The 12330-nt window shown below is 53.8% G+C and carries 11 protein-coding genes; 7 read left to right on the forward strand and 4 right to left on the reverse strand.

Going from position 1 to position 12330, the window contains the following annotated elements; translation table 11 throughout:
- The first annotated feature begins 15 nt into the window (after positions 1-15).
- Together FCS97_RS05560 and FCS97_RS05565 are read left to right on the forward strand one after the other, a co-directional pair.
- Entirely contained in the window at positions 16-1332 is a 1317-nt protein-coding gene (locus FCS97_RS05560; RefSeq protein ID WP_138517313.1) for a dihydroorotase, read from the forward strand.
- Positions 1333-1343: 11 nt separating this feature from the next.
- Positions 1344-2102, forward strand: a complete 759-nt coding sequence (locus tag FCS97_RS05565; protein ID WP_138517315.1) for a lysophospholipid acyltransferase family protein — start codon at positions 1344-1346, stop codon at positions 2100-2102.
- Between the two features lie 16 nt (positions 2103-2118).
- Here the strand turns inward: FCS97_RS05565 and FCS97_RS05570 are convergent, their stop codons facing one another.
- On the reverse strand, positions 2119-2964 hold the full coding sequence (locus tag FCS97_RS05570) for a symmetrical bis(5'-nucleosyl)-tetraphosphatase (RefSeq protein ID WP_138517317.1): 846 nt from the start codon (positions 2962-2964) through the stop codon (positions 2119-2121).
- A 113-nt stretch (positions 2965-3077) separates the two neighbouring features.
- On the opposite strand from FCS97_RS05570, the gene FCS97_RS05575 reads away from it, so the two are divergent.
- The 5 genes from FCS97_RS05575 (at position 3078) to FCS97_RS05595 (ending at position 6886) form a co-directional block, all read left to right on the forward strand.
- Positions 3078-4469 carry a phosphomannomutase/phosphoglucomutase gene (locus FCS97_RS05575; RefSeq protein ID WP_138517319.1) on the forward strand — a complete coding sequence of 464 codons (1392 nt, stop codon included), beginning with the start codon at positions 3078-3080 and terminating at the stop codon, positions 4467-4469.
- Positions 4470-5042 (forward strand): DUF1415 domain-containing protein, encoded by a 573-nt coding sequence (locus FCS97_RS05580; protein ID WP_138517321.1) that lies wholly within the window; start codon positions 4470-4472, stop codon positions 5040-5042.
- Positions 5043-5130: 88 nt separating this feature from the next.
- A complete protein-coding gene (locus FCS97_RS05585) occupies positions 5131-5535 on the forward strand; it encodes a DUF3597 domain-containing protein (protein WP_138517323.1) in 405 nt (134 codons plus the stop codon).
- 353 nt (positions 5536-5888) lie between these two features.
- On the forward strand, positions 5889-6539 hold the full coding sequence (queE, locus tag FCS97_RS05590; RefSeq protein WP_281283833.1) for a 7-carboxy-7-deazaguanine synthase: 651 nt from the start codon (positions 5889-5891) through the stop codon (positions 6537-6539).
- Positions 6536-6886 (forward strand): 6-pyruvoyl trahydropterin synthase family protein, encoded by a 351-nt coding sequence (locus FCS97_RS05595; RefSeq protein ID WP_138517325.1) that lies wholly within the window; start codon positions 6536-6538, stop codon positions 6884-6886. Before queE ends, FCS97_RS05595 begins: the two co-directional genes overlap by 4 nt.
- A gap of 547 nt (positions 6887-7433) precedes the next feature.
- Here the strand turns inward: FCS97_RS05595 and FCS97_RS05600 are convergent.
- From FCS97_RS05600 to FCS97_RS05610, 3 genes are all read right to left on the reverse strand, one after another.
- Positions 7434-9830: a putative bifunctional diguanylate cyclase/phosphodiesterase gene (locus FCS97_RS05600; protein WP_138517328.1), complete on the reverse strand. Its 2397-nt coding sequence runs from the start codon at positions 9828-9830 to the stop codon at positions 7434-7436.
- The gene (locus FCS97_RS05605) at positions 9827-11251 is read right to left on the reverse strand and encodes a methyl-accepting chemotaxis protein (RefSeq protein WP_138517330.1); all 1425 of its coding nucleotides are present in this window, start codon (positions 11249-11251) and stop codon (positions 9827-9829) included. The genes FCS97_RS05600 and FCS97_RS05605 overlap by 4 nt, the downstream gene beginning before the upstream one ends.
- 97 nt (positions 11252-11348) lie before the next feature.
- The gene (locus FCS97_RS05610) at positions 11349-12089 is read right to left on the reverse strand and encodes a pseudouridine synthase (protein WP_040512761.1); all 741 of its coding nucleotides are present in this window, start codon (positions 12087-12089) and stop codon (positions 11349-11351) included.
- Between the last annotated feature and the right edge of the window lie 241 nt (positions 12090-12330).

Consider the following 12330-nt stretch of genomic DNA (forward strand, 5'->3'; position numbering starts at 1 on the left):
CTACGAGGAAAGACAATGCGAGTGTTGATTTCTGGCGGGCGCGTAATTGACCCAAGCATCGGCGCTGATGCAGTGATGGACGTGGCCGTGGCTGCAGGCAGGGTGGTGGCCGTGGCGCCCAAAGGCGAAATGCCAGCCGATTTTGCACCCAGCAAAACCATTGATGCCACTGGGCTGTGGGTGTTGCCGGGCTTGGTCGATTTGTCGGCAAGGCTGCGCGAACCGGGCTATGAATACCGCGCCACGCTGGAAAGTGAAATGGAAGCGGCCATGGCTGGTGGTATTACTTCACTCGTTTGCCCGCCCGATACCGAGCCCGTGCTGGATGAACCCGGCCTGGTTGAAATGCTGAAATTCAAGGCACGCCAGTTGAACCTGGCCAAGGTGTACCCGTTGGGTGCCTTGACCACGGGTTTGAATGGCGAAACCCTGACTGAAATGGCCGAGCTGACCGAGGCGGGTTGTGTGGGGTTTAGTCAGGCTGAATCGCCCATTCGTGATTTGCGCGTGTTGCTGCAAGCCATGAAGTACGCTCGCAACTTTGGTTTCACCGTGTTTCTGCGGCCCACCGAGCCCAATTTCAGCAAGGGTGGCGTGGCCCACGCTGGTGCTTATGCTTCCCGCATGGGTTTGAGCGGTATTCCCGTGATGGCTGAAACCATTGCCTTGCAGGCCTATTTTGAGTTGGTTCGTTCGACAGGCACACGCATGCACATTTGCCGCATCAGTTCGGCCAAAGGCATTGAGCTGGTTCGCCAAGCCAAGGCCGAGGGCTTGCCGGTCACCTGCGATGTGTCCATTCACCATGTTCACCTCACCGATCTGGACATTGGTTTTTTCGACCCCAATGCTCACCTGATTCCACCATTGCGCGAGCAGCGCGACCGCGATGCCATTCGCGCCGGTTTGCTTGATGGCACCATTGATGCAATTTGTTCTGACCACACGCCTGTGGACGACGATGCCAAATTGTTGCCCTTTGCGGAGAGTGAAGCGGGTGCGACCGGGCTTGAATTGCTGCTGACCCTGGCTGTGAAATGGATGCGGGAGCAGAACGTGCCACCTGCACGAATTGTTGAACTGTTGTGCGGCAACCCGGCCGACATCATCCGGGTTCAAGCAGGTAGTTTGCGCACCGGCATGCCTGCCGACCTGTGCCTGTTCAACCCAGACGTGGATTGGGTGGTGGGTGAGGCCAGTTTGATTAGTCAGGGCAAGCACACGCCATTCAACGGTTTTCCCATGCAGGGCAAAGTGCAGCTGACCATGGTGAATGGCAACGTGGGCTACAGCAGCCTTGAAAAAAGCAAAATGAAAGTGCTGGCGGTCTGAGGCAACACGCGATGCGCAAAACCTGGATGATGCTTCGCCTGATTGCCCACCTGCTGTACGGTTTTGTGGTGGCCTTGGTATTTTGGCCTGTGTTAAGCCAAGCGCTGAAAGAGGCCATTGAAAAGCGCTGGGCCCGCCAGTTGCTGGGCATTTTGAATGTGCAGGTGAAGGTGGTGTATGAATCACCTGAATCGAATTACGCCGTTCACAAGCCCTGCCTGTTGTACAGCACCCATGTGTCCTGGCTGGACATATTTGCTTTCAACAGCGTTCACCCCGTCACCTTCATCGCCAAGTCTGAAATTTCAAAATGGCCCATCGGCGGCTTGCTCGCCAAACGCAGCGGCACCTTGTTCATTGAGCGTGGCAAACGCCATGCGGTGCGCGATGTGATTCATGCTGCAGTCAAGGTGCTGGGCACCGGCCGGTGTGTGGCTGTGTTTCCGGAAGGAACCACGGGTGCGGGTGATACGCCCTTGCATTTCCACAGCAACTTTGTGCAACCCGCCATTCAAGCGCAGGTGCCTTTGTTGCCGGTCAGCCTGCAGTACTTCACACCCGATGGAAAGTTTTCTTCACAACCTGCTTTCATCGGCGAACAAACCTTGTTGGAAAACATACAGGTGTTGTTGAACAGCAAAACCGGGTTTGTGGTGCAACTGTACATTCATGCCCCCATCAACACCGATGGGCGAACCCGACATGAACTGAGTGATGAAGCGCACCTTCGGATTCGCGAATTGTGCCGACAAACCAGTGGTGCGGTTTAGAAAGTAGAAGCCAGTTTTAAGGAATGGTAGGCAGGGGTGGCTCGACCGCTTCCACCTGAACAATCGCCTCATCTTCCAGGCGAAGTGCCGTAAGCTGTCCGCCCCACACGCACCCTGTGTCCAGGCAATAACCCGCCTTGTTTTTCAATTGGCCCAAGGTGGACCAGTGGCCGAAAATGATCGGACCTTCTCCTGGAAATTCTCGTTCAAGTTCAAACCAGGGCTTCAGCTCGGGCGGTGCGTCAGCGGGTTCAAGTTTGTATTTGAAGTCTATTTTGCCGTCGTCGCGAACCATGCGCATGCGGGTAAATACATTCACGATCAAGCGCAGGCGATCGAATCCTTCCAATGACGAATCCCAGCGATTGGGCTTATTGCCATACAGTTCAGCCATGAAGGCCTGCCAGTTCGGGCCGGAAAGCACTTGTTGAACTTCGTGTGACAAAGCCAATGCGTCATCAAAACTCCACTGCGACAAAATACCGGCGTGGGTTAGAAGCGAATTGTTCAAGTTATTTTTGGTGGCGGGCAGGCGAAGGGCCAAGGGCTGGCTGCGCAGCCAGTCCACCAGTTCTTCGCCATCAGGCGCATTCACCACTTCGGCAATCGTGTCGCTTTCATGGCTACGACCACTGTTGCACCACAAGGCCAACAGGTGCAAATCGTGGTTGCCCAGCACCGTATGAGCCTTGTCGCCCAGGTCGTGCACAAAACGCAAAGTGTCCAGGGAACGGGGGCCGCGGTTGACCAGGTCGCCCGCAAACCACAGCACGTCCTTCTGGGAGTTGAATTGCACCTTGTCCAGAAGCTGGAGTAAAGAATCCAGACAACCTTGAACGTCGCCAATCACATAGTTGGCCATATTGAAAACAAACCAAAACAACGAAAGTAGTATTATGCATGGTGTAAATGGCAGTGGCGCGACAATGGCTCTGCAGCATTATTTTCTACTTCGACTATTTCAGGTATTGACCCATGAGCATCTCCCCCTCTATTTTCAAAGCCTATGACATCCGCGGTATTGTTGACGACACCCTGACCGAAGACGCTGCTTATTGTGTAGGCCGTGCTTTGGGGCAATTGGCACTGAGCCGGGGCAAGAACGAGGCGGTGGTGGGGCGCGATGGGCGCTTGAGCGGACCACGCTTGTGCGGCGCCTTGGCCGATGGTTTTCGGGATGCAGGCGTGAATGTGGTGGACGTGGGCATGGTGGCAACCCCACTGGTTTACTTTGCTACCTTTTTGCTGGGCAACGGCACGGGTGTGCAGGTGACTGGCAGCCACAACCCCCCGCAGTACAACGGCCTGAAAATGATGGTGGCGGGAGAAACCCTGTATGGCGACACCATTCAAGGTTTGTTGAAATGGATTCAAACCGAAAAGCCAGTGCGTGGTGTTGTACCCGGTGTGCAGCGTGGCGGCTACCGCGAACTGAATGTATGGCCCGATTACCTGGGTAATATTCTTGGCCACATCAAATTGGCGCGGCCCATGAAAATTGCTGTTGATTGCGGAAACGGTGTGGCCGGTGCTTTCGCAAAAACCTTGTATGAAGCTTTGGGCTGCGAAGTCACCGAGCTGTTTTGTGAAGTGGATGGCAATTTCCCCAACCACCACCCAGACCCTGCCCACCCCGAGAACTTGCAAGACCTGATTGCTTGTGTAAAAAATGGTGATGCTGAAATTGGTTTGGCCTTTGACGGCGATGGAGACCGCCTTGGCGTTGTCACCAAAGACGGTGAAATCATTTACCCGGACCGTCAACTGATTTTGTTTGCCCGCGACGTAATCGCCCGCAACCCGGGAGCCATGGTGATTTATGACGTGAAATGCACGCGCCATGTGGCCAAAGCGGTGAAGGCGGCGGGTGGCGAGCCCCTGATGTGGAAAACGGGTCATTCTCTGATCAAGGCCAAATTGAAGGAAACCGGCGCACCGTTGGCAGGCGAGATGAGCGGCCATGTGTTTTTTAAAGAACGCTGGTTTGGTTTTGATGATGGTTTGTACGCAGGTGTTCGTCTGCTTGAAATTCTGTCGCGCGGCAGTGATCCGAGCGCAGAACTGAATGCGTTGCCGAACTCATCAAGTACCCCTGAATTGCAGTTGCAAACTGCCGAAGGCGTGAATTTTGACATTGTGAAACGCCTGCAGGCCGAGGGTAAGTTTCCAAGTTCGGAATCGGTCAACACCATTGATGGCGTGCGGGCCGAGTATGCGGATGGTTTTGGTTTGGCCCGTCCGTCCAACACCACACCGGTGGTGGTGATGCGTTTTGAAGCCGACAGCGATTCGGCACTGGCCCGCATTCAAGGCGAGTTCAAGGCCGCCATTCTGGCAGTGGCCCCCGATGTGAAGTTGCCGTTTTAAATGACCCACGCAACTGATATTGAAATGATTGAAGCCACCCGCCGCTGGGTAGAGCAGGTGGTGGTGGCATTTAATTTGTGCCCTTTTGCCAAGCGCGAACTGGTGAAAGAGCGCGTGCGTTTTGTGGTGAGCAAGGCAGTGGATGAAGCAACTTTGCTCGATGAGCTGGCCCATGAGCTGGCACGATTGAATGTGGATGAATCGGTGGAAACCACTTTGCTGATTCATCCCCTGGTATTGCAAGATTTTTACCGATACAACGATTTTCTGGAACTGGCTGACCAGTTATTGGCGGACATGGACCTGGAAGGTGTGTATCAAGTGGCCAGCTTTCATCCCGATTATCAATTTGGTGGTACTGAACCTGATGATGCGGAAAACTACACAAACCGCTCTCCTTACCCCATGCTTCACCTGTTGCGTGAAGACAGCCTCAGTGAGGCCATCGACAACTACCCGGAAGTTGATCTGATCCCGGAGCGCAACATTGAGCGCATGAACGAGCAGGGTGTGGAGAAAATGCGCGCTTTGCTTGAAGCCTGTTTGCACAACAAATCCGGTGCGAGCAATTGAGCCTGAATACGGTTCATATTGTGAATTAACGTTACAGGTGTCATGAAATGCTGTTACTTTCTTGGTTCCAACCACCACGGGAGTAAACATGAGCTTGTTCAGCAAAATTTTATCCAAACTTGGTTTTGGCGACGACAAACCTGAGTCATCCGCACCAGCGCCGCAAGCAGCAGTGGCTGCCGCCTCAGCGCCTGCTGCACCCGCCACAGCACCCGCAGTGCAGGCCGTACCAGTAGTTGACGTGGTGGCCAAGCTGGAAAATATGGCCAAGGCCAACCCTGAGAAGTTGAACTGGAAAGTGTCGATTGTCGACTTGATGAAGTTGTTGGGCTTGGACAGCAGCCTGGCTGCAAGAAAAGAATTGGCCGCTGAATTGGGTTGCCCAGCCGAGAAGATGGGTGATTCTGCCCAAATGAATATGTGGTTGCACAAAACCGTGCTTCAAAAACTTGCTGACAATGGTGGCAATATTCCTGCCGATTTGCTGGATTAACTGTTGAATGTTTGTGGCTAACACCACAATCTTTCCAATTGGGTTTTTAACTCTAATTTGAGAAAAGAAAACACCCGCTTTGACGCAAAGCAAAGCGCTGGTTATATTACAGCGGTTTTTGAATTTTTCTTCTAGTCGAAAACCTTGGATGTAACTCTGGAGTTTCGAGGAAAGCCTCGAAAAATCTAGTTGAAAGGAAATCGGGGTGCTTGCAAACTAAGAGCTCACATCCCTCCTCTTTTGCTTCTGAGGTTTGCCCGATTAACCATATCGGGCATTTTTTTTGCCCATTTTCTGGGCAGCGTTTCCCAATTCAAGTAGCATTGCGCCTGTAACAAACAAGCGAAATTACCGTGGCCACTTACACCGTCAAAGAGATGTTTTATACCCTGCAGGGCGAAGGTGCCCAAGCGGGGCGCGCGGCTGTGTTTTGTCGTTTTGCTGGGTGCAACCTGTGGACGGGTCGCGAAGAAGACAGGGCCACCGCAGTTTGCAAATTCTGCGACACGGACTTCGTGGGCACAGATGGCGTGGGCGGTGGCAAGTTCAAAAATGCTGAAACACTGGCCAAGGCAATCGCCGACACTTACCAGGGTGGTGTTGGTACAGGCGTGCCGTATGTGGTGTTCACCGGCGGAGAGCCCACCTTGCAACTGGATGCGGCATTGATCGAGGCTGTGCATGCCCAAGGGTTTGAGATCGCGATTGAAACCAACGGCACTTTGCCGGTGCCAGCGGGTGTTGACTGGATTTGTGTCAGCCCGAAGTTTGGCAGTGAACTGGTGCAAACCTCAGGACAGGAATTGAAAGTGGTGGTGCCCCAGCTGGGTCAAGATCTGGATGCCTTGGGGCGACTGAACTTCGCGCATTATTTTGTGCAGGCCATGGACGACGCAGACCCTGTGAAAAAAACCAAAAACATGCAGGTGGCCATTCAAACCTGCCTGAACAAACCCCTGTGGCGTTTGAGCGTTCAAACCCACAAAGTGATCGGAATGCCATGAAAGTTTTCAAACAATTTACCTTCGACGTTGCACATCAATTGCCAGACTGGCCAGGTTTGCATGGTCACAGCTACACAGCCGAGGTGTGGTTCGAGGGCCCAGCCACGGATGGTTATGTGGTGCCTGAAAGTTTGTTGAGCACACAGGTGGGGGCGGTGCACAAAAAGCTGGACCATTCGTATTTGAATGAATTCATTGAGATGCCGACCTCGGAAAACATTGCCCGCTGGATTTGGGACCAACTGCGCCCTGTGGGGCCTTTGGTCAAAGTGAAGGTGTTTCGTGGGTCTATCGGGTTTGGGGTTGAGTTTGACCTTGAGGATGCGAAGGCGGAAGGCAGAGCGTGACGGTGTAGCTTCTTGCCACCTCGGCGTGGGTTACTTGTGCCGCCTGTCATTGGTGATTTTTGAGCTGAACTTGAAGGGTCACCGCTGCCCGAAAACTTGGCATATCGACTTGTCAGCTTGAGCCTGCACTAAGCCAAGCCCTCCAAAAGTAACGGTCGGGTCTTGGCTTTCGCGCCAGGGCGCGATCGCTTGTCTCGGCGCGCCAAGCCGGCAAGTTTTCTGACCGGTCATCGTGCGACCCATTGCAAGTTCAGCTCTGCGTCACCGCAGGGTTCACCGCCCAATCGGCGGCGGTGTTTCGATCGCCTCGCCTTCAAGAAAACCTGCCCGTTTGAATTCACCCGCCACGGTCGGCCGAAGGCCGGCACCGAGACTCGGCCCGCCTTTTTGCCGAGCGAGGTGAGTCAGGGTGAATCTCAAAAAGGGAAAACCAGGTTTTCAGGCGAGAGATTGGAACCCAAGCCGAGTGGGCGATTAAGAAGCCCCGAGAGATTGAAACCCAAGCCGATCGGGCAGTTGACCGGCAGGCGAGCGGACGGTCAAGTGCTTATGCCAGAATTTTCTTGGCCTTGTCGCTGGTAATTTGCTGGGCCCACACAAACTGGCGTGAATCATCCGCGGTCATTGGTCTGGCCAAGCCAAAGCCTTGCAGTTCTAGCACACCCGACTCAATCAAAAAGTCTCGTTGCTCGGCGGTTTCAACCCCCTCGGCCACCACGCCCAAGCCCAAGGCCTGGGCCATTGCCAACACGGTGCGCGACAAAATAACGCTGTCGGTTTTGTTGGGCAGGTTGCTGACAAATGAGCGATCCAGTTTGATGGATTGAACCGGCATCCGGTGCAGGGTGGCCAGTGATGAATAACCAGTGCCAAAGTCGTCGATCGACAAGGAAACGCCAAGTTCATGCAAGCGGTTCAGGTCGTGCAATACGGTTTCCTGATTCTGCATCAACACGGTCTCAGTCAGCTCAAGTTCGAGTAGCTTGGGTGGCAGGCCTGTCAGTTTCAGTACCTTTTCAACTGTGCCGCACAGCTTGCCATCCAGCAGTTGAATTCCCGAGACATTCACTGAAACGCTAATCGGATTCTTCAGTTTTTTGTTGGTGTCTTTCAGCCATTTGCAGGCCTTGCGCATCACCTGCTCGCCCATCGGAATGATTAAACCGGTTTCTTCGGCAATCGGAATGAACTGTGCCGGTGGAATCAATTCACCCGTGCGTGAACGCATGCGCGCTAGGGCCTCAACCGAGCAAATAGAGCCATTGGCGCTAAAGCGTGGCTGGTAGTGCAATTCAATTCGGTCATGCAAAATTGCATCGTGCAAATCGTTTTCCAGGTCCACCTTGGTTTGCAGGGTGGCGCTCATATTGGCGTGGAATACGCGCACGGTGTTCTTGCCCGCCTGCTTGGCTTGGTACATGGCAATGTCGGCATGTTTCAGCAGGCCTTCTACATCAGTGGCGTCAGTTGGAAATAACGCGACCCCCACAGAGGCACCCACATAAATTTTCTTCTCGCCCAGCTCAAACGGTTTTTTGCTGACTGCATCTACCACCTTTCGGCCCACATTGAATGCAGTGTCCTGGTCGGCAATGTAAGGCAGGGTAATCACAAATTCATCGCCCGACAATCGGGCCACAATGTCTGAGTTTCGCACCACGCTGCGCAAGCGTTTGGATACGGCAATTAGCAGATCATCGCCACGGTCATGGCCCAGCGTGTCATTCACCGCTTTGAAACCATCCAGATCAATAAACAGCAGGCCGAGTTTGAAATCCTGAACCTGGTCATTGCCCAGCAATTCTTGCAGGGTTTGCGACAAAGCCAGGCGGTTCGGCAGCCCCGTGAGTGGATCGTGTGTGGCTTGATGGCGCATTTTATTTTCGTTGCGCTTGATTGAACTGATGTCGGTGAAGAAAATCGAAATCAGTTCTTCACTTGGGTAAGCCTTCACCTGGTACCACATGTCATTGGCGGGGTCTTGCCACTGAAAGGTCTCTGGCTGCATGCTGCCTTTGGCCTGATTCACGTACTTGAACAAGGGTGTTTTTTTCAAGTGGGGTGCGCGTTCCCAAACCATGCGACCCAACAACAGCGCTGCGGTTTTGCCCAGCAGTTCTGCACCTTTTTCATTCAGGTAATTCACATAGCCGTTCATGTCGATGGCGAAAAAAGCATCGTCCATCGATTCGAGGATGTTGTTGATTCTCTCTTCGCTTTTCAGCAAGGCTTCTTCAAGATGAATATTGCTGGAACGCCCAATCAGCAAAATGTCAGCGCCAATGCAGGCTGCTGTCCAGTCGAAGTAAACCACATCATTGAAGGTGTTGCGCAGGCGAAAAGAACCATCGGTGGAACCAGTTTGGTATTTCACCTGATCAAGCAGCCGCTTGAACTGGCCCACATCGGTGCGAAACACCAGGTTCGCGGCATCCAGGTTTTCCAGTTGTGCGCTGCTTTGGCCTAAAAATTCTTCCAGCGATGGGCTTAGTTTTTTGATTCGTCCTTTGTCGTCCACATTCAGCAAGACACTGGTGGGAATTTTCTTGTCTGTGCTTTCGGCGGGCTCAAGGCGTTGTTCAGGCGTAGTGGTACCGGAAAACGGGGAAGGCGATTGGGCCAGCTTGGCATTGTGTTCCTGGAGTACGCCAAACTCACCGTGGGCCAGCATTTGTAAACGCAGCCATTGCTGGTCTACTTTCACATGGCCGGTCCAGCCTTGTTGTCGACGCAGTGCATTGGACAGTGCCCGATAAATTGCCATGCCGTAACGGTTCACAATCAGTTCACTGCCTGATTTGAATCCTAGTTCTTGCCGAAACAGTTTGCTCGCAGCAATCAGGCTGAGTTCTTCGCCCACATGCCCCAACAGCGCATAACGTGCATTGCCACTGTCCAGCAGTTCACTGATCAGTGGATCGTCAAGAACATTGCTCAGGCTCATACGTCGAACCTCGAGAGCCGCTTTTCCATTTCGCGCATCAATTCATCCGAGCGCAAAATGGTTTGTACTGTGCTGCCCAGGGTGCGGAATGCGCTTTCAGTGCGTGCCTGCATGCCTTCCATGGCGCCCAGCACTTCCCAGCCCTGGCGTTGATTGCCATGGCCGTTTTCAACCCATTGGTGTGTGGCACGGTCAATCGACACCAACTGGTTTTCAATGGCGCTAAGGCCGCTTTTCAGCAAGTCCATTCTGGCCATGAATCCGTTGGTGCGTTCGTTCAGGTTGTCCAGCGTGCCCAGTGTGGTGTGCAGCTGCTGTGCGGCAGCGGGTGACAGTTCTTTTTGAAATTCTTTGTGCAAGGTGTGAATTTGCTGGCTTGAATCAAAGGCCTGTTTGCTGATGCGTTGCAATTGTTCTAAAGATTGATTCAGCTCATTGAGCAGATCAAAGCTGTCTTCAGTCACTTTTTTGGACAACTCGGCCGTGCTTTGACCCATGCGGGTTTGATTGCCCAGGCTTTGAACAAAATCGCGAAGCTTTTTGGATGCCTGTGAGCTGTCTTCCATTTGCTGGGTGTTGTCGGCACCCAGTTCTTTGGCAATTTGCGACAACTCGCGGATGTCTGCCCGAAGCATTTTAAATGCAGCCACCACGAATGCCATGTTGTCGGCGTAGTCGTTGAACACCTGCCCCATGGGTGACATTCGGCCTTGCTCATCGGTTTGTGCCCGAACGCGCAGGTTAATCCCCTTTTCCTTGTCCAGGTAAGCAAGCAGTTTGCCGCTTTCCTCGGCAGCCAGGGCATGTTGTCGCAACACTTGCGCAATCACTGACAACAGCAACACTTCCGTGGCCACATAGAAGCCGTGCAAAGCCACTGCAGGCATGCCGGAAAATGGTCCCCGAAACACGTAGCATTCGAAACCTGCTTGCTGAAGCATGTCGAACACAATGTGATGGATCACAATGAACAAGCCCATGCTGAGCAGTGGGCGTGTGTCCCGGTAGGCCAGCATGACAGGCAGCAACATGAAGAAGCTGAAGTGATATTCCGGCAAACCCCGCGCCAGGTGCACATGCAATGCGCCCATGCCAACCAGCAACAAGGCGTTGATGTGCATGGTCAAAGCATGCCCTGCGTACAGTCGGGTGACCACCAGGCTACCCAGAAACAAGGGGATTCCCCAGCCAAAGGCTTGGGCCAGATTGTTGTAGGCCATGCCTTCCAGCACAGCAAAGGCAAGGCACACAAAACTGACCACTACACACAGCCAGTCAGCATTGATGCGAATCGAGTTGAGATCTGTCGCGTTGGGCGCTGCGCCAGACAGCTTGCTCAAAAAGGTGAAAAAACCATTGCTGGTTTGTTGTGCCCGGGCTTGGGAGGCTTGTGTATTCAGGGCCGAGTGCTGGGCTTGCATGGTGAATTCTCGAATGTAACTTTGTCCAAATGTTAAATTCGAGAATACCGGAGATTGTTTTTAATCAATCACCTGAATAGAGTGGATTTTCTCCCCTTCAGAATCGTTCTTCCGGAGTCAGCAAACGCCACTGACCTACGGGCAGGTCGCCGAGCATCACGCGCCCAATTCGGACACGCTTCAAACCCACCACTTTCAAGCCAACAATTTCGCACATGCGGCGAATTTGTCGCTTCTTGCCTTCGTTCAGAATAAAGCGCAGTTGGTCTTCGTTTTGCCAGCTTACACGGGCCGGTTTCAGCGCTTCGCCGTCCAGGCTCAGGCCATAACGCAGCATTTCAAGCCCGCGGTCCGTCAGCTCGCCTTCTACACGCACCAGGTACTCTTTTTCCACGGTGCTGTTGGCATCGATCAATTGTTTGGCGATACGACCATCCTGGGTCAGTACCAGCAGGCCGGTGGAGTCGATGTCGAGGCGGCCGGCAGGAGCCAAACCTTTCAGCATGGCGGGCTGAAAGGGCGTAGAGGTTTTGCGGTCGGCCTGGTTTTCAAGGCTCAGGCATTCCATGGCGGCCTTGTACCGGCCTTCAGGTTGTCCTGACACTACGCCGATTGGCTTGTGGTAAAGAATGGTGACTTGCTTGCCCAGCACATTTTTTGCGCGGGCGTCCAGGTCGATGGTCACGGTTGGAAGTACTTTGGCGCCCAGTTCGTCGACCACTTTGCCATTGACGCGCACCCAGCCGTTTTCAATCAGGTAGTCGGCCTCGCGGCGTGAACACAGCCCTTTGGCCGCCATGATTTTGCTCAGGCGTTGTGGCTCAAACGGGTCGAGCATGTCCAGCGTGTTTGTGCCAGTGACTTTGCTTCGGCGTGGGCGGGCTGTACCTGCGGAGGGGGCAGCAGGTGCGCTTCGCATCGCGGCGCGATTGCGATCGGGTTTTGCGGCGGCAGGCGTTGTTGCCTTGCCAGCTGCGCTACCAGGGCGGCCACGGCCCGGTGCTGCGGGCTTTGCCGGGGCTACTGTTTTATTGCGGTTGCTTGGGCGTGCCGGTGGGCCGGAACGGCCCGAGTCGCCA

The organism is Limnobacter alexandrii, assembly GCF_005871185.1.
Lineage (GTDB): Bacteria > Pseudomonadota > Gammaproteobacteria > Burkholderiales > Burkholderiaceae_B > Limnobacter > Limnobacter alexandrii.